The sequence below is a fragment of the Aeromonas sp. ASNIH5 genome (assembly GCF_002902865.1).
Classification (GTDB): domain Bacteria; phylum Pseudomonadota; class Gammaproteobacteria; order Enterobacterales; family Aeromonadaceae; genus Aeromonas; species Aeromonas caviae.
The window spans coordinates 4,607,078-4,623,736 of sequence record NZ_CP026122.1; the positions used below are offsets into that span (position 1 = coordinate 4,607,078).

The 16,659-nt window shown below is 63.8% G+C and carries 11 protein-coding genes; 7 read left to right on the forward strand and 4 right to left on the reverse strand.

Annotation, left to right across the window (positions count from 1 at the left end):
• Window positions 1-75: 75 nt before the first annotated feature.
• The 5 genes from C2U30_RS21715 to C2U30_RS21735 are packed head-to-tail and all read left to right on the forward strand — an operon-like array spanning window position 76 to window position 5,494.
• Window positions 76-390, forward strand: a complete 315-nt coding sequence (locus tag C2U30_RS21715) for an ArsR/SmtB family transcription factor (protein WP_039039225.1) — start codon at window positions 76-78, stop codon at window positions 388-390.
• Complete coding sequence (locus C2U30_RS21720; RefSeq protein WP_042881673.1) at window positions 387-800, forward strand: YeeE/YedE family protein; 414 nt, start codon at window positions 387-389, stop codon at window positions 798-800. The genes C2U30_RS21715 and C2U30_RS21720 overlap by 4 nt, the downstream gene beginning before the upstream one ends.
• A 13-nt stretch (window positions 801-813) precedes the next feature.
• Window positions 814-1,260, forward strand: coding sequence for a YeeE/YedE family protein (locus C2U30_RS21725; protein WP_039039223.1), 447 nt, complete (start codon window positions 814-816; stop codon window positions 1,258-1,260).
• A gap of 39 nt (window positions 1,261-1,299) precedes the next feature.
• Window positions 1,300-2,319: an efflux RND transporter periplasmic adaptor subunit gene (locus C2U30_RS21730; protein ID WP_103244525.1), complete on the forward strand. Its 1,020-nt coding sequence runs from the start codon at window positions 1,300-1,302 to the stop codon at window positions 2,317-2,319.
• A complete protein-coding gene (locus C2U30_RS21735) occupies window positions 2,312-5,494 on the forward strand; it encodes an efflux RND transporter permease subunit (protein WP_103244526.1) in 3,183 nt (1,060 codons plus the stop codon). Before C2U30_RS21730 ends, C2U30_RS21735 begins: the two co-directional genes overlap by 8 nt.
• 33 nt (window positions 5,495-5,527) lie before the next feature.
• Here C2U30_RS21735 and C2U30_RS21740 read toward each other — a convergent pair whose 3' ends face one another.
• The gene (locus C2U30_RS21740) at window positions 5,528-7,972 is read right to left on the reverse strand and encodes a diguanylate cyclase domain-containing protein (RefSeq protein ID WP_103244527.1); all 2,445 of its coding nucleotides are present in this window, start codon (window positions 7,970-7,972) and stop codon (window positions 5,528-5,530) included.
• A 411-nt stretch (window positions 7,973-8,383) separates the two neighbouring features.
• Between C2U30_RS21740 and C2U30_RS21745 the strand changes: the two genes are divergently transcribed.
• Together C2U30_RS21745 and C2U30_RS21750 are read left to right on the forward strand one after the other, a co-directional pair.
• Window positions 8,384-9,397, forward strand: a complete 1,014-nt coding sequence (locus C2U30_RS21745) for a lipoate--protein ligase (protein ID WP_103244528.1) — start codon at window positions 8,384-8,386, stop codon at window positions 9,395-9,397.
• Window positions 9,398-9,573: 176 nt separating this feature from the next.
• Window positions 9,574-11,268 (forward strand): pyridoxal phosphate-dependent decarboxylase family protein, encoded by a 1,695-nt coding sequence (locus tag C2U30_RS21750; RefSeq protein WP_103244529.1) that lies wholly within the window; start codon window positions 9,574-9,576, stop codon window positions 11,266-11,268.
• A gap of 73 nt (window positions 11,269-11,341) precedes the next feature.
• Here C2U30_RS21750 and C2U30_RS21755 read toward each other — a convergent pair whose 3' ends face one another.
• Genes C2U30_RS21755 through C2U30_RS21765 form a run of 3 tightly spaced genes read right to left on the reverse strand, consistent with a single transcriptional unit; the run spans window position 11,342 to window position 16,421 of the window.
• Complete coding sequence (locus C2U30_RS21755; protein ID WP_103244530.1) at window positions 11,342-11,719, reverse strand: copper-binding protein; 378 nt, start codon at window positions 11,717-11,719, stop codon at window positions 11,342-11,344.
• Between the two features lie 44 nt (window positions 11,720-11,763).
• Complete coding sequence (locus tag C2U30_RS21760) at window positions 11,764-14,892, reverse strand: efflux RND transporter permease subunit (protein ID WP_103244531.1); 3,129 nt, start codon at window positions 14,890-14,892, stop codon at window positions 11,764-11,766.
• Window positions 14,889-16,421: an efflux RND transporter periplasmic adaptor subunit gene (locus tag C2U30_RS21765; RefSeq protein WP_199767307.1), complete on the reverse strand. Its 1,533-nt coding sequence runs from the start codon at window positions 16,419-16,421 to the stop codon at window positions 14,889-14,891. The genes C2U30_RS21760 and C2U30_RS21765 overlap by 4 nt, the downstream gene beginning before the upstream one ends.
• Window positions 16,422-16,659 lie beyond the last annotated feature (238 nt).

Below are 16,659 nucleotides of genomic sequence, written 5' to 3' on the forward strand. Positions count from 1 at the left end.
CTTTTGTTTAGTGATTGCTAATTTAGAGTTGTTTTATACAATAGAACAAATATCAGCAATTGCTAATTTAATCTTATGAGCCACTTCGACGAGATGAACCGACATGCGACAGCCGCCGCCGGCCTGCTCAAGGCGCTGGCTCATCCCGAACGCCTGATGGTGCTCTGCCAGCTGGTGGAAGGGGAGAAGGGGGTCGGGGAGCTGCTGGCCCACAGCCAGCTCGGGCAGTCGGCCTTCTCCCAGCAACTGTCGGTATTGAAGCGCCAGGGCCTTATCCGCTCGCGCAAAGTCTCCCAGCAGATCTACTACTCCCTGGTGAGCGAGGCGGCGGCCGATGTGCTGGCGGCGCTGCAAACCCATTTTTGTCACTCAGATGAGGAAATTCGATGATGGAAAGCCAATGGCTGCTCTCGTTGGGGGGCGGCATGCTGGCGGGGCTCTCGGCCCTGATCCTGATGTTGTTCAACGGCCGGGTGGCCGGGATCAGCGGCATTCTGGCCGGTGCAATGCAGTACAAAACCCCCTGGCGGGTGCTGTTTCTGCTGGGATTGGGACTGGGGGCTTGGCTGGCGCTGACCCTGGGTTGGGCCACCATGCCCGCCTTTGATGCCTTGCCCGGCTGGCCCGTGGTGCTGCTGGCCGGCCTGCTGGTGGGCATCGGCACCCGTCTTGGCAATGGCTGCACCAGCGGTCACGGCATCTGCGGCATGGGGAGGCTGTCGACGCGCTCCGTGGTGGCGACGCTCACCTTTATGGGGATGGGCGTGGCGACCGTGTTCTTTACTCACCACATGTTTTGACGGGTTGATTGCCATGAAATTGCTGACAAGTGTGTTTGCGGGTCTGTTGTTCGGGCTGGGAATGGCCCTCTCCGGGATGATGGATCCGGCGCGGGTCACCGGGTTTCTCGATCTGGCCGGTGCCTGGGATCCCAGCCTGGCCTTCGTGATGGGAGGGGCCCTGGCTGTCTTCATGCCGGGCTACTTCCTGCTGGTGAAACCCCGTCGTCTGAGCCTGCTGGGGGAGCCCATGGCCCGGGTTCCCGCTCCCGTGCTGGATCGCCGCCTGATTGGCGGGGCCGCACTGTTCGGGATCGGTTGGGGCCTGGTCGGCATCTGTCCAGGGCCTGCCTTGAGTCTCATTTCCAGCGGACAGCCCATGATATTGTTGTTCATCGGGGCCATGGCGGCCGGGATCCTGCTGGTGGACAAGGTCTGGAACAGGGTGCTGGAGAAGGCTCGCCAGCACCGTATTGCCTGAGTTTTCAAGGTGCCCATGAGCCAGGGAAGGAGAATCATGATGAACACAATCCGGTTGCTGGTGACCACCCTGCTGGTCATGACATCCACCCAGGTGGCGGCCGAGGAGGCCAAGGGGTCGCTGACGCTGACCCCGCAGCGCGTCACCGACTGGCTCACCCTGAGCGGTACCGTGAGCGCCATTCATCAGGGGACGGTCGCGGCCCAGACCAGTGGCCGCGTCTCCCGCATGCTGGTGGATGTGAATGACGAGGTACAGGCCGGGCAGCCCCTGCTCGAGATAAGCGGCAAGGAGCAGTCTGCCGCCGTGACCGGCGCCGAGGCGCGGGTGGCCAGGGCCCAGGCCCAGCAGGTGGAGGCCGAGCGCCAGCTCACCCGTTATCAGGCCCTCATCGCCAAGGGGGTGATCACCCGGGCCCAGCTCGACAACGCCCAGGCAACGGATCGGGCCGCCCGCGCCGAGGTCAATGCCGCCGAGGCCGCCCTCATCCAGGCCCGGGAAGCCTACGGCTATACCCGTATCCTCGCCCCCTACGCCGGGGTGGTGACCAAGCGGCTGGTGGAGCTGGGGGAGACGGTGGCCCCCGGTACGCCGCTGCTATCCGGTTTCTCCCTTGGCGAGCTGAGGGTGGAGCTGGATCTGCCCCAGTCCGCACTGGCTCTCGCCGGCCAGCCGTCGGATGTGCAGGTGCTGCTGCCCGGTGGCAAGGCCGTGACTCCCGTCAAGCTGACCCGCTTCAACTACGCCGACAGCCAGAGCCACAGTTTCCGGCTGCGCCTCGATCTGCCGCCGAACACGGCAGGGGTGCTGCCTGGCATGTGGCTCAAGGTGCAGCTCAAACAGGGTGAGCGTCAGGTGTTGCAAGTGCCGGAGCCCGCCCTGCTGCGGCAGGGGGAGTTCAACGGCGTCTACCTCAAAGAGGGGGAGGGCTGGGCCCTGACCCCGGTGCGGGTCGGCCACTGCGAGGCTGGGCTGTGCGAGGTCCTGGCGGGTCTCAAGGGCGGTGACACCCTGGCCCCCGATGCCTGGACCCGTCAACAGGAGGTGCCCCATGAGTAGCGATCTGAACGACAACCATGGCCACCTGGGGCCGGCGGGTCGGCTGGCGGCCCTGTTTCAGGGCTCGGCCATCACCCCGTTGCTGGCGCTGGTGGGGCTCTTGCTCGGCCTCTTTGCCGTGCTGGTGACCCCCAAGGAGGAGGAGCCCCAGATCGATGTCACCTTCGCAGACGTCTACATTCCCTTCCCGGGGGCCAGCCCGGCAGAGGTGGAATCCCTCGTCACCACCCCTGCCGAGCAGGTGGTTTCCCAGATAAAGGGGATAGATACCCTCTACTCCTTCTCCCAACCCGATGGTGCCCTGCTGGTGGTGGTGTTCAAGGTAGGAGTGAGCCGGGAGCAGGCCATCGTGGATCTCAACAACCAGCTCGACTCCCACCGCGACTGGTTGCCACAGGGGATCGGAGTCGGTCAGCCACTGGTAAAACCCCGGGGGATCGATGATGTGCCCATCGTCAGTCTGACCTTATGGAGCAAAGAGGGGAGCAAAGAGGGGAGCAAGCAGCTGGGGGCCTCCGATCTGACCCGGGTCGCCCACGAGCTGGAGACCGAACTCAAGCGCATTCCCGGTACCCGGGACATCTACACGCTGGGCAGCCAGCGCGCCGTGCTGCGGGTGATGCCGGACCCGGCAGCCCTCAGCGCCCATGGCATCAGCTGGGGCGAACTGAGCCAGCGTCTCTCTGCCGCTAACCGGGTAGGCAGCGAACAGGCCGTGGTGCAGGATAACCGGGAGATCAAGGTGCAGGTGGGGCAGTTCCTGCAAAGCGAGCAGGAGGCCCGCGAGCTGGTGGTAGGGTTGCACGACGGCAAGCCCGTCTATCTCGGTGAGGTGGCCCGGGTGGGGCTTGGGGAAGAGACCCCGGTCCAGCGAAGCTGGATGGGGCAGGGGCAAGCCAGCTACCCGGCGGTGACCCTGGCCATCGGCAAGCAGCCGGGGCAGAACGCGGTGGAGGTGGCCAAGCGGGTGGAGGCACGGGTCGAGAGCCTCAGGAACCGGCTCATCCCGGCTGGCGTCGAGGTGACGGTGACCCGTGACTACGGCGTCACCGCCGAGACCAAATCCAACACCCTCATCGGCAAGCTCATCTTTGCCACCACGGCGGTGGTATTGCTGGTGCTGGTGAGCATGGGGTGGCGCGAGGCGCTGGTGGTGGGCGTTGCCATCGTCATCACCCTGGCACTGACCCTGTTTGCCAGCTGGGCGTGGGGCTTTACCCTCAACCGGGTGTCCCTCTTTGCGCTGATCTTCTCCATCGGCATTCTGGTGGATGACGCCATCGTCGTGGTGGAGAACATCCACCGTCATCGCGGTTTGGGCAAGGGGTCCCTCAAGGATCTCATTCCGGGCGCGGTGGACGAGGTGGGGGGGCCGACCATTCTGGCGACCCTGACCGTCATCGCGGCCCTGCTGCCCATGGCCTTCGTCAGCGGCCTGATGGGTCCCTACATGAGCCCCATCCCCATCAATGCCAGCATGGGGATGCTCATCTCCCTGCTGGTGGCCTTTATCTTCTCCCCCTGGCTGGCGGGCCATCTGCTCAAGAGCGAGGGGCATGTCGCCCACGGGGAGGCCAGGGCCGGCCTCTTTCACCGTCTGATGACCCCCTTCCTGATTGGCGCTGGCGCCAGGAGCGCGAGACGCAAGCTCTGGCTGGTCATCCTGCTGCTGGTGGCGGGCGCCGCCGCCATGCCCATGGTGCAGTGGGTGGTGCTCAAGATGCTCCCCTTCGACAACAAGTCGGAATTCCAGCTGGTGCTCGACATGCCGGAGGGGGCGACCCTGGAACAGACCGAGCGCACCCTGCTGGCGGTGGGTCGGGAGCTTGCCAGGGTGCCCGAGGTGAAGGATTACCAGATTTACGCCGGCAGCGCCGCCCCCATCAACTTCAACGGGCTGGTGCGCCACTACTTCATCCGCAGCGGCGCCAACGTGGGTGATATTCAGGTCAATCTGGTGGACAAGCATGAACGGGATCGCAGCAGTCACGAGATTGCCCGGTCGGTGCGTGCGCCCTTGCAGGCCATCGCCAGAGCGGCAGGGGGCAATCTCAAGGTGGTGGAGGTGCCCCCGGGACCGCCTGTCTGGTCACCCATCGTCGCGGAAGTGTATGGCCCGACGCAGGCCGCCCGTGAAGCCGCTGCCCGCGCCGTACAGGCCCGCTTTGTGGCCACGGCGGATCTGGTGGACGTGGATATCTATCTGACCGACCCCCAGCCCAAGTGGCGGCTGGTGGTGGATCGCGCCCAGGCGGCCCTGCTCGGGGTCGATCTCGGGGATCTGGTGGCGACCCTCAACGGGGGCGTGGGTTATCAGGATGCCAGCTGGCTGCAGGGGCAAGGCGCCAAGTATCCGGTGCCGATCCGCATCGAGCTCGCCCCCGGTGACAAGCGGGATTTGACCGGCATCCTGGCTCTCAAGGTGCGCAGCCAGAGCGGCCAGCTGGTGCGGGTCTCCGAGCTGGTGAGCCGTCGTGACGAGGTGGCCCCCAGCTACCTCATGCACAAGAACATGCAGCCCATGGTGATGGTGGTGGCTGACATGGGCGGCCATGCCGACAGCCCGCTCTACGGCATGTTTGCCGCCGGTGCCGACATCTCGCTGCCACAGTATTACGTGCATCAGCCCGACAAGCTGGGGGAGGTGGCCCTCTTGTGGGACGGGGAGTGGAAGATAACCTACGAGACCTTCCGCGACATGGGGCTGGCCTATGGGGTGGGGATGATCCTCATCTACCTGCTGGTGGTGGCCCAGTTCCGCTCCTATCTGGTGCCGCTCATCATCATGGCCCCCATTCCGCTCACCCTCATCGGGGTGATGCCGGGTCACGCCCTGCTGGGGGCCCAGTTCACCGCCACATCGATGATAGGGATGATTGCGCTGGCCGGGATCATCGTGCGCAACAGCATCCTGCTGGTGGATTTCATCGAGCAGCAGCGGGCGAGTGGCATGGCGTTCGAGCAGGCGGTGATCGAGGCGGCGCAGGTGCGGGCCAAACCCATCATGCTGACGGCGCTGGCGGCCATGATAGGGGCGCTTTTCATCCTGGATGACCCCATCTTCAATGGCCTCGCCATCAGCCTGATCTTCGGGATCCTGGTTTCCACCCTGCTCACCCTGGTGGTGATCCCGCTGCTCTACTACAGCCTGCTCGTTCGCCGAAGTCAGAGGTAAACACAGGGGGCACGTGCCCCCTGTTTTCGGGTATCACACCGCCTCGCGGGCATCGCAGGTTTTCATCAGGGGGAAATAACGGCGATCCGCCTGGCTCATGTGACCCACGACCAGCTCCTGAATGATGAAGTTGAGCAGGGCGTCGTTGCCAAGGGGGCCCGCCTGTGCGGCCGCCATCAGCTGACCGGCTTTTTTCAGCAGATGTTGGTGCTCCTGGCGATGGGCCGCCAGCTCCTCATAGCCATATTGCGCGAGGACTTGCTCTTCGAGGAGGAAGTGCTGGCGCGCCATCTCGAATATCTGCGCCATGTCTGCCAGCAAGGCATCCGGATGGATGCCGGGATCCTGCATGTGCTCGAGCAAGCGGTTGGCCAGCAGGTAGAGCTGGCGGTGGTCTGCATCGATGCTGGGGTGGCCGCATGCGTGGGCGGGCTGCCATTGCAGGGTGCCGGGGAGGGGATCCTGCCCGGTGGAAAACAGGCAGACCCTGCCCCGGCCATGGTGCTTGGCTTGATACATGGCCTGATCGGCGTGGTGCATCAGGGTCTTGGGGTCGGTGCCGTGATCCGGATAGAGGGCGACCCCTATGCTGCCGGAGATGCGCAGCGCCTGCTGCTCAAGCTGGAAGGGGTGATGCAGGCAGTGGTGCAGCTTGTCGGCGACCGAGAGGGCCGAGGCATCCGTATCGGGCAGCATGATGACGAATTCGTCCCCCCCAAGGCGTGCCACCAGATCTTCTTCCCTGACGCACTCCCCCATGCGCTCGGCCACCAGCTTGAGCAGCAGGTCGCCGGTTTCGTGGCCGAAGGTGTCATTGATGGGCTTGAAGTGGTCGAGATCGATGAAGACCAGGGCCAGGGTCTGCTGGGGAGCCTGCTCCAGGGTCTCCTTGAGCCGCTGTTGCAGCAGGCGGCGGTTGGCCAGGCCGGTGAGGGGGTCATAGAAGGCGAGGCGGCGCATCATCTCCTCCCGGGCCGAACGTTCGGTGACATCCCGGGTCACCCCCAAAATGGCGTCCGGTCTTGTGCTGGCGCTGCCATGCAAGGTGGTGACCGTCTCGATGGCCACCAGATGACCCTGCTTGTGGCGCAGCTGGGAGTGGATGACGCACCGGGTCTGCCCATGATCCCCCCGTTGCCAGGCCTCGAGGGAGGCGGTGATGCCGTCGCGAAGCTGTTTCCAGGACTCATCGGGGAGCAGCTGGCGCAGGGAGAGGGCAAAGAGTTCGGCGGGCTCATAGCCGCTCAGGGACGCGATGGCGGGGCTGATGTAACGAAAACGCAGGCTGTCGGTTTCCATGGTCCAGATCACGTCGCCGCTGTTCTCCGCCACGAAACGGTAGTGCTGCTCTCGCTGGGCCAGTTCCCGGGTGAGCCGCTGTCGGTCACTGGCCTCTTCCCGCAGACGCAGATAGAGGTGCAGGAAGACGCCGAGCAGGGCCAGCAGGGAGAAAGAGATCAGCATGGCGATGGCCACGCTCCTGTCGAGCAGTTGGCGCTGCTGGCGAAGGCTCGCCTGGGTACTGTTGTAGAGGAAGGGGGTGAGATTGGGCACCGCCTTGATCATCCCGGCCTCCTGGTAGGTGCGGGCGATCTGCTGCCAGCGATCCTGCTGCATGTAACCGGGCTCGATGATGTCGGGCTGCATCAGGGCCCGGGTTTCACGGGCCTCGAAGGCGAGCGCCTCGCGCCCGGCCCCGCTGGGGTAGTGCTCCAGGATCAGGTTGATCATCTCCTCGGAATGATCCATGGCATAGCGCCACCCCTTGAGGCTGGCCTGCAAGAAGCGCTGGACCCGCTCCTGCTGGTTGATGACCTCACTCTCCGAGGTGAAGAGGTTGTCACCGTAGAAGTCGTACCCGATGTCGCGGGGACTGAACACCCGGAAGGGAATGCCCTGTTGCTGCAGGGTGAAGGGCTCGGTTGTGCTGTAGGCGCTGATGGCGTCCGCCTGGCCCCTCAGCAGTGTCTGTATCCCCCGCTCGTAGGGCAGGGTATCCCACTGCCGGCTGCGGGTGTAGCGATGCAGGTAGGTGAGCAGCTCGTTGGAGCCGGGTTCGAGCATCAGCCGCTTGTTGGCCAGATCGCCCGGGGTCTGGATATCCGGCCGCTCCAGGGTGATGAGCATCAGGGGGGAGTGCTGCAACATGGCGGCGAGCACCACCACTGGGCGGCCTGCTGCCCGGGCCAGCAGCAGATCGCTGCCGCGGATGCCAAACTGGGCGCGACCCGTGGTGACTTCATTGATGACGTCGGTGCCCGGCCCCGCCTCCCGCAGGGTGACCTGCAGGCCGGCCTCCTGGTAGAACCCCTTGGCGATGGCGGCGTAGTAACCGGCAAACTGGAACTGGTGCTGCCAGGGAAGTTGCAGGATGACGCGCTCATCCGCCCTGAGGGGAGCCGTGGTCAGGGTGGCAATCATCACCCAGAAGGGCAGAAGCCAGCGTACAGGCTGGCGAGATGCATCGGACTCCGTCATACCGCTGTTCTCTCGGGAGGTGCTCTTCTGGCTAGAGTCAAACAATTTCCTGCCATTCGCAAGGGGAGCAGGCCCCAATAAGATGGGGCGCGGGAGGCAGTAAAAGTCATTTTTGTGTCATTCATCACGTCAATGGGCGTTACGGCTCATTTTGAAACCTTGTCAACCCGTCACCGGCCCGGTGACAAGGGCATAAGGTGTCATTCCAGGAGGGGTGGCTGCCGCCTCTCTTCTCGCCTGTTAATGACAAACTGCATGTTTTCGGCGACTCCCTCTTGTCTTCTCCTGTCGTATCAGAAGTTGATGCTCTTTCCCCGATCGGGTGTCGACCTGTGGCGGTCGGGGGACGCCTTCCTCCGTTCAGGGTGGTATGGTAGTCATCCGTTTTCTGTTTCCCGAGAAGGTCCTGTCATGTCTTCCTTGCGCCTGCTGCTCTCCGACTCCCACGATCCCCTGTTCAACCTCGCGGTGGAGGAGTGCATCTTTCGCCAGATGGACCCGGCCCAGCGGGTGCTGTTCCTGTGGCGCAACGACAATACGGTGGTGATAGGCCGGGCCCAGAACCCCTGGAAGGAGTGCAACACCCGCCGCATGGAAGAGGACGGGGTGACCCTGGCCCGGCGCAGCAGCGGGGGCGGCGCCGTGTTCCACGACCTTGGCAACAGCTGTTTCACCTTCATGGCGGGCAAGCCCGGCTATGACAAGAGCGTCTCCACCGCCATCGTCATTGATGCCCTCGCCAGACTCGGCGTGAGTGCTTTCGCCTCCGGGCGCAACGACCTGCTGGTGGCGACCCCGGACGGGGATCGCAAGGTGTCGGGTTCGGCCTACCGGGAGACCCATGATCGCGGCTTTCACCACGGTACCCTGCTGCTGGATGCCGATCTCGGCCGCCTCGCCCACTACCTCAATCCCGACCCCAAGAAGCTGGCGGCCAAGGGCATCAGCTCGGTGAGAAGCCGGGTGGCGAACCTTGGCGAGCTGCTGCCTGGTCTGGATCATGAGCAGGTGGTGCAGGCCCTGTGCAACGCCTTCTTTGCCCATCACGGTGAGGTGGTGCAGCCCGAGCATATCTCCCCCGAGCGGATGCCCGACCTGCCCGGCTTTGCCGAGACCTTTGCCCGCCAACGCAGCTGGGAGTGGAACTTCGGCCATGCTCCCGCCTTCAGCCACCTGCTGGAGGAGCGCTTCCCCTGGGGCGGGGTCGAGCTTCATTTCGACGTGGAGAAGGGGGTGATAGGACGGGCACAGATCTTCAGCGACACCCTGGATCCTGCGCCTCTGGATGACCTGGCCGCACGCCTGCCCGGGGTGGCCTATCGTCCCGAGGCCATCGACGAGTTGCTGCGTCAGTGGCGGGCGACGTTTTCGGCCAACCCCGAGCTGGAAGGGTTTTCGGCATGGCTGCTGACCGCCCTGCGCTGACCTTGCCCATGACCAGGATCACAAGATGAACAGGGGAAAAGAGGGAAGAGGGGGCGCGGCGCCCGTCAGGGCGCTAACATGACAAAAAGTAGGGCAGACCATTAGTTATTGTCTCTGTTGATAGAGGTGTCACTGGAGTATAAAAACCGCACCTCAGCAGTATCAATGGTATAAAAATGAATCACTTGGTCTATCTGAAAGATGAGGGCGTCAACGCCGTCTCCCCCGAATTCGCCCGCCGTTTTGCCACCGTCAAAGCCCACTTTTTCTCACGCAACCCCGACCTCTGGCCGGTCTTTCGCGAGCCCGGCTTTGCCACCCTCAACGAGTTTCGCGCCCGTGGACTGGCGCCGGATGCGCGGCTCAATGCCTGGCCCGATGGTCGCGCCCGTCTGGCCGATCTCTGCGAAACCATGCCGGTGCCGGCCACCATGCGCACGCCGGGGGAGCCCATGGCGGAGCTGCTGTTTGCCGGCGCCCTGTCAAAGGATTGGGAGAACCCCTCCAGCGTCGAGAACGTCATCACCATGTCGGCGGATCCCGCCATCTATGGCGCCCAGATGGGCATTCTGGCCAATCCCAACCTGGTCTACTCCGAGTATGCCGGGGTGGCCGAGGAGCTCGAGAAGAAGGTGGTGCGCCAGATAGCGCTGCTGGCGGGTTATGACCCAGCTCGCGCCACCGGCATCTTCACCCAGGGGGGGACGTTTTGTAACCTCTACGGCTACCTGCTCGGCATCCGCAAGAGCCTGCCACAGGCCAAGCACAAGGGGCTCGGTCATTATCAGGACTACCGCATCATCAACTCCCAGGGCGGTCACTACTCCAACATCACCAACCTCTCCCTGCTCGGGGTGGACATCGAGAACAAGACCATCCGCATCCAGGTCGGCGAGAACAACGACATCGATCTCGACCACCTCGAGCGTACCCTGACCGCCTGCTTCGCCCTTCATCACGTGGTACCCACCATCATGCTCACTATGGGCACCACCGACACCTTCGGGGTGGATAGGGTCAAACCCGTGGTCGAGCTGCGGGATCGCCTCTGCGAGCGGTTCGAGGTGGCGGTCAGGCCCCACATCCACGTCGACGCCGCCATCGGCTGGTCGATGATCTTCTTCCTGGACTACGACTTTGCCGCCAACCCGCTCGCCATCAACAGCGCCACCCTGGCGGGGATCGAGCGCAACGTGAGCCGCTTCGCCGAGCTCAGATACGCCGACTCCTTCACCGTGGACTTCCAGAAGTGGGGCTATGTGCCCTACACCTCCAGCTTGGTGATGATAAAAGAGCAGGACGATCTCAAGGCGATGGAGAACGATCCGGAGAACTTCTCCTACTTCGAGCGGGACATCCAGGGTCAGACCCACCTGCAATCCACCATCGAGTGCTCCCGCGGGGCGAGCGGCCTGTTCGGTGCCTATGCGGCCCTCAACTACCTGGGGGTGGAGGGGTATCGCACCGTGCTTGCCCACTGCCTGCAAAACGCCAACTACTTCCGCTTCCGGTTAAGCCAGCTCGGCAACGTCAAGCTGGTGGCCCAGGAGAACCAGGGGCCCAGTGTCGGCTTCAAGATCTACAACCCAGAGTGGGTACAGGACCCCGAGGCCGAGTTCGCCTTCGAGCTGGCCCGCTCCAGCGATCCCGCCTACAAGGCGCGCCTGCAGCGCAACACCGACTACCACCGCAGCCTGTTCAAGGGACGCGGCAAGGTAGGGCTCTACACCAACTGGGTGGAGGCGGTGGCACACTCGGAATACGACGAGCGTGGCAAGTACTCCTATATCGCCGGGGAGAAGGCGGTCTTCATGAACCCCGCCTGCGGCCGCGAACAGATCGACGCCTTTATCGCGCATATTCGTGGCTGAAAGAGCCACATCTTGTGATGTCATAAATAAAGACGGCGGGATGATCCCGCCGTCTTTATTGAAATGACTCCGCTTACTGTTTCTGGATGGCGGTCACGGTGAGCTTGCCGGCCGGGTTCTCGGCGTGAAAGCGCACCGCATCCTCCACCTTCAGATCCTTGAGCAGGGCTGGATCAGCCACCCGAAAGACCATGGTCATGGGGGGCATCTTGAGGTTGGTGATCGCCTCGTGCCTGATCTCGAGCTTGCCGTTCGCGGCATCGAGGCGGGTGATGGTCCCCTTGATCAGGGTCTGCTCGGTTTGCATGGCGGCCATGCCGTGGCCCTCATGGTTCATCCCCTCCATTTGCGCCATGTCGTGCCCCTGGTGGTTCATCGTCTCCTCGGCCTGCAGGCTGGTGTGGGTGGCAAGGCCGAGCAGCAATGTCAGGGTCAACGTCTTGTAATTCATGATCTTTTCCTCGTCGTTTATTCAAAGTCGGTGGTGAAGTCGGGTCAGTCGGCTTGCCGGGGGTCGGCCTTGCCAAGGCTGCGGCTGCGCCACAGGTAGTAGGCGGCGGGCAACACCAGGAGAGTCAGACCTAACGCACTCACCATGCCGCCAATCATCGGCGCGGCGATGCGCTGCATCACCTCGGAGCCGGTGCCGTGGCTCCACATGATGGGCAGCAGGCCCGCGATGATGGTGACCACCGTCATCATCTTGGGGCGCAGGCGCAGGGCGGCGCCGTGGATCACCGCCCGGTGCAGGCCCGCCTGGTCCGGCTTGCCGCAGGCCACGATGTCATCCCAGGCGTGGTTGAGGTAGACCAGCATCAGGACGCCGGTTTCCACCGCCACCCCGGCCAGGGCGATAAAGCCCACTCCCACCGCCACCGAGAGGTTGAAGTCGAGCAGCCAGAGGGTCCAGATCCCGCCCACTACCGCCAGCGGCAAGGTGGTGAGAATGAGCAACACCTCCTGAACGCGGCGAAACGCCAGATAGAGCAGCAGCACGATAATGGCGACGGTCAATGGCACCACGTAGGCGAGGCGCGCCTTGGCCCGCTCCATGTACTCGTATTGGCCGGACCAGGTGAGGGCGTAGCCCGCCGGCAGTACCAGCTGCTTGCCTACCTCTGCCTTGGCCTCATCTACAAAAGAGCCGATGTCGCGGCCGCGAATATCGACGTAGACCCAACCGTTGAGGCGCGCATTTTCACTGCGCAGCATGGGGGCCTCATCGCTGATGTAAACCCGGGCCACGTCTGCCAGCGCGATGCGCGCGCCGCTCGGGGTCACCACGGGCAGCAGCTCCAGGCTCGCCACCGAATCGCGATAGCTCTGGGGATAGCGCAGGTTGATGGGGTAACGCTCGCGCCCCTCGATGGTCTGGCCCACTTCCATGCCGCCCACCGCGGTGGCGAGCACCGCCTGCACGTCGGCGATATTGAGGCCGTAACGGGCCGCTTTTAGCCGGTCGATGTCCACCTTGACGTAACGCCCACCCGCCACCCGCTCGGCGTAGACCGATGAGGCGCCCTCCACCTTGCCAACGATCTGCTCAAGCTGTTGGCCGAGCTGCTGGATCACCTTGAGATCGGGCCCCGCTATCTTGATGCCGACCGGGGTCTTGATACCGGTGGCCAGCATGTCGATGCGGGTCTTGATGGGGGGCACCCAGGCGTTGGTGAGGCCGGGGAAGCGGATGAGGGAGTCGAGCTCCTCTTTGAGCTTCTCCGGGGTCATGCCGGGGCGCCATTGATCGCGTGGCTTGAGCTGGATGCTGGTCTCCATCATCACCAGATCGGCGGGGTCGGTGGCCGATTCGGCGCGCCCCGCCTTGCCGAACACGTTTTGCACCTCGGGCACGGTACGAATGAGCTTGTCGGTCTGCTGCAAAATCTCCCGCGCCTTGCCCACCGAGATATTGGCCGCTGTGGTGGGCATATACATGATGTCCCCCTCATCGAGCGGCGGTATGAACTCGGAGCCCAGGTACTTGAGCGGCCAGAAGCCCGCCACCGTCACCACGGCGGCGATGGCCAGGGTGGTTTTCGGGCGGGCCAAGACGGCCTTGAGCAGTGGCACATAGCCCTGGCTTAAGCCACGGTTCAGCGGGTTGGCCTGCTCCGCCAGCACCTTGCCACGGATGAAGTAACCCATGATCACCGGCACCAGCGTGATGGCGAGCGCGGCAGCGGCGGCCATGGCGTAGGTCTTGGTGTAGGCCAGCGGATGGAACATCCGCCCCTCCTGCGCCTCCAGCGCAAACACCGGCAGGAAGCTGATGGTGATGATGAGCAGGGAGAAGAAGATGGCGGGCCCCACCTCTATGCTCGCCTCGGTGATGATGCGCCAGCGGTTCTTGTCGGTGAGCGCCTCCCGCTCCATGTGTTTATGGACGTTCTCGATCATCACGATGGCGCCATCCACCATGGCGCCGATGGCGATGGCGATGCCCCCCAGCGACATGATGTTGGCGTTGATCCCCTGCAGGTGCATCACGATAAAGGCGGTCAGGATGGCGATGGGCAAGGAGATGACCACCACCAGCGACGAGCGCAGGTGGAACAGGAAGGCGAGGCAGACCAGCACCACCACCGCGAACTCCTCCACCAGCTTGCCGGAGAGGTTGTCGATGGCGCGCTGGATAAGGTCGGAGCGATCGTAGACGGTGACCACCTCCACCCCCTCTGGCAGGCTGCTCTTCAGCTGGGCGAGCCGCGCCTTGACCCCGTCTATGGTGTGCTGGGCATTCTCGCCATAGCGCATGACGATAATGCCGCCCACCACTTCCCCTTCACCGTTGAGCTCGGCCAGACCGCGCCGGCTCTGGGGGCCGGTGACCACATCTGCCACATCCCCCAGCAGCAGCGGGGCGCCGCGCACATTGGTACCGAGCGGGATCTGCTTCAGATCCTCGACGCTTTTCAGATAGCCGTTGGAGCGCACCATGTACTCGGCTTCTGCCATCTCGATGACGGAGGCGCCGGTTTCCTGATTGCCCTGCTTGATGGCGGTCTCGATTAGGGAGAGCGGGATGCCGTAGGCGCGCAGCTTGTCAGGGTCGACCCGCACCTGATACTGGCGCACCATGCCGCCCACGGTGGCGACCTCGGAGACCCCCTCCACCGTCTGCAACTCGTACTTGAGGAACCAGTTCTGCAGCGAGGTGAGCTCGCTGAGATCATGCTTGCCGGTTTTGTCCACCAGCGCGTACTGGTAGACCCAGCCCACCCCGGTGGCATCGGGGCCGAGCTGGGGGCGGGCGGAGGCGGGCAGGTTGGGCGCAACCTGGCTTAGGTACTCCAGCACCCGGGCACGGGCCCAGTAGAGGTCGGTGTTGTCGTCAAACAGCACATAGACGAAGGAGTCGCCGAAGAAGGAGTAGCCGCGCACCGTGGTGGCCCCCGGCACCGCCAGCATGGCGGTGGTGAGCGGGTAGGTGACCTGATCCTCCACCACCTGGGGTGCCTGGCCCGGATAGGCCGTCTTGATGATCACCTGCACGTCGGAGAGATCCGGCAGGGCGTCCACCGGGGTCTGTTTGACCGACCAGAGCCCCCAGGCGGTGAGCATGAGGGTCAATAGCAGCACCAGAAAGCGGTTGCCGATGGACCAGCGAATGATGGAAGGGATCATGACTTCTTCTCCATCTCGGGCATCGCCATCTGATGCTGGCTATGATCCATGCCTTCCATCTTGCCCATCTCATCTGCCGCAGGCTTGGCGGTGTCGCCAGTTGCGGGCGCTTGCTCTTGATGGATGGTGGTGATGCGGTACTCATCCCCCTCCTGCATCACTTGCAGGTGCAGGGTCTGTCCCTCGGCCAGCTGGTTGATATCGACCTCATCGGCGACGGCGAACTCCATTTCCATGGCGGGCCACTGCCACTCGGGGATGGGCTGGTGGGAGACCATCAGGGTGCGGTTGGCCAGATCGATGCTTTCAACCTCCCCCTGGGTCCACACCTGGGCGGGGCGCACCGCCGTCATGCGCTGGAAGTCCGAATCGATGGCCGATTCCGAGTCGAGCAGGAACTGGGCCGAGCTGACGATGTTATCCCCAGCCTCTACCCCAGCCTTGATGGCCACCTTGTCGCCAAACTGGGGGCCCAGAGTGACGGCCACCGATTTGAAGCTGCCATCCCCCAGCGCCAGCACCAGCCGATCCTGACTGCCGGTGCGGATCACCGCTTCGCTCGGCACAACTAGTTGCGGCTCTCCCTGCCCGGTGCGAATGCTCACCTTGGCGAACATATTGGGCTTCAGAAACTCGTCCGGGTTGGCGAAGCGCAGCCGTACCTTGAGAGTACGGGTGGTGGCATCCAGAGTCGGGTAGAGGTAATCGACCCGGCCCTGCCAGTGGCGGCCGGGGGCATAGTCGAGGGTCATGGTGACCGGGTCCCCCACCTTCAGCTGGGTCGCCTGACGCTCGAACACCTCGGCACTCACCCATACCTGCTTGAGGGTGCTGATGTTGAAGAGCGCCGCGGCGGGCTCCACATACTGGCCCTCGCGCACCTTCAGCTCGGAGACATAACCGCTGCTGGGGGCATAGATGCGCACCGTCTCCTGCACCTGTCGGCTGCCCTTGAGGGCCGCAATCTGATCCGCCGGCACCTGCAGGGACTTGAGCTTGCCCTCGGCGGCGCGCAGCAGCAGGGGGTTGGCGGTATTGATCGCCAGCAGATATTCGTGCTGGGCATTGACCAGATCCGGAGCGTAGAGCTCGTAAATCAGGCTCCCCTTGTTCACCTGCTGCCCCTCGCTCTTGATGGCGAGGGTGCGGATCCAGCCCGCCATGCGGGCGTTGACGGCTTCCAGCTTGTCCTCGTCATAACCGACGTAGCCCACCGTCTCGATCTGCTGGTGGATGGGCAGTTTCTCCACCTTGGCGAGCCGCACCCCCAGGTTCTGCTGGATCTCGGGGCTGATGGTGACGGTGCCGGGTGAGCCGCCCTGTTTTTCCTCATAGACGGGGATGAAGTCCATCCCCATGTTGTCCTTGGCCGGGCCGTCGCGCTTGTCGCGCGGATCCATGGGGTTGACCCAGTAAAGGGGCGTCTTCTCCTTGGCTGCAGTGCCAGCGGAGGTCTGCTTGGCGGTCCAGTAGCCGCCACCGGCGCCGAGGGCCAGCAGCAGGGCGGACATCAACAGTGTCTTGTTCATGAGAAGCCTCCGACGCGAGTCTGCATGCAGAAAGTGCAGGAGGATAAGGTGCCCGCGAAGGCAGCAACCTTGGACGGTGAAAAGTGGGCTGGTGACATAATACGTCTTCTCTTTTGCAGGCCGCCGGTCGGGTGAGGTGCAAGGCATCACCCAAGGGGCTGGCGGCAAACGGGGCGTTGCTGACGAGTCAGCGGACGCACGGCTCCCTGTTGCTGGCGGGGCCAGTCGTCACAGGGTC

Bases quoted from the DNA above. Each gene is read 5' to 3' on its own strand.
- C2U30_RS21745 (WP_103244528.1), top strand. From the start codon at position 8,384: ATGTCTTCCTTGCGCCTGCTGCTCTCCGACTCCCACGATCCCCTGTTC.
- C2U30_RS21735 (WP_103244526.1), top strand. From the start codon at position 2,312: ATGAGTAGCGATCTGAACGACAACCATGGCCACCTGGGGCCGGCGGGT.
- C2U30_RS21765 (WP_199767307.1), bottom strand. From the start codon at position 16,421: ATGAACAAGACACTGTTGATGTCCGCCCTGCTGCTGGCCCTCGGCGCC.
- C2U30_RS21725 (WP_039039223.1), top strand. From the start codon at position 814: ATGAAATTGCTGACAAGTGTGTTTGCGGGTCTGTTGTTCGGGCTGGGA.
- C2U30_RS21715 (WP_039039225.1), top strand. From the start codon at position 76: ATGAGCCACTTCGACGAGATGAACCGACATGCGACAGCCGCCGCCGGC.
- C2U30_RS21750 (WP_103244529.1), top strand. From the start codon at position 9,574: ATGAATCACTTGGTCTATCTGAAAGATGAGGGCGTCAACGCCGTCTCC.
- C2U30_RS21730 (WP_103244525.1), top strand. From the start codon at position 1,300: ATGAACACAATCCGGTTGCTGGTGACCACCCTGCTGGTCATGACATCC.
- C2U30_RS21720 (WP_042881673.1), top strand. From the start codon at position 387: ATGATGGAAAGCCAATGGCTGCTCTCGTTGGGGGGCGGCATGCTGGCG.
- C2U30_RS21760 (WP_103244531.1), bottom strand. From the start codon at position 14,892: ATGATCCCTTCCATCATTCGCTGGTCCATCGGCAACCGCTTTCTGGTG.
- C2U30_RS21740 (WP_103244527.1), bottom strand. From the start codon at position 7,972: ATGACGGAGTCCGATGCATCTCGCCAGCCTGTACGCTGGCTTCTGCCC.
- C2U30_RS21755 (WP_103244530.1), bottom strand. From the start codon at position 11,719: ATGAATTACAAGACGTTGACCCTGACATTGCTGCTCGGCCTTGCCACC.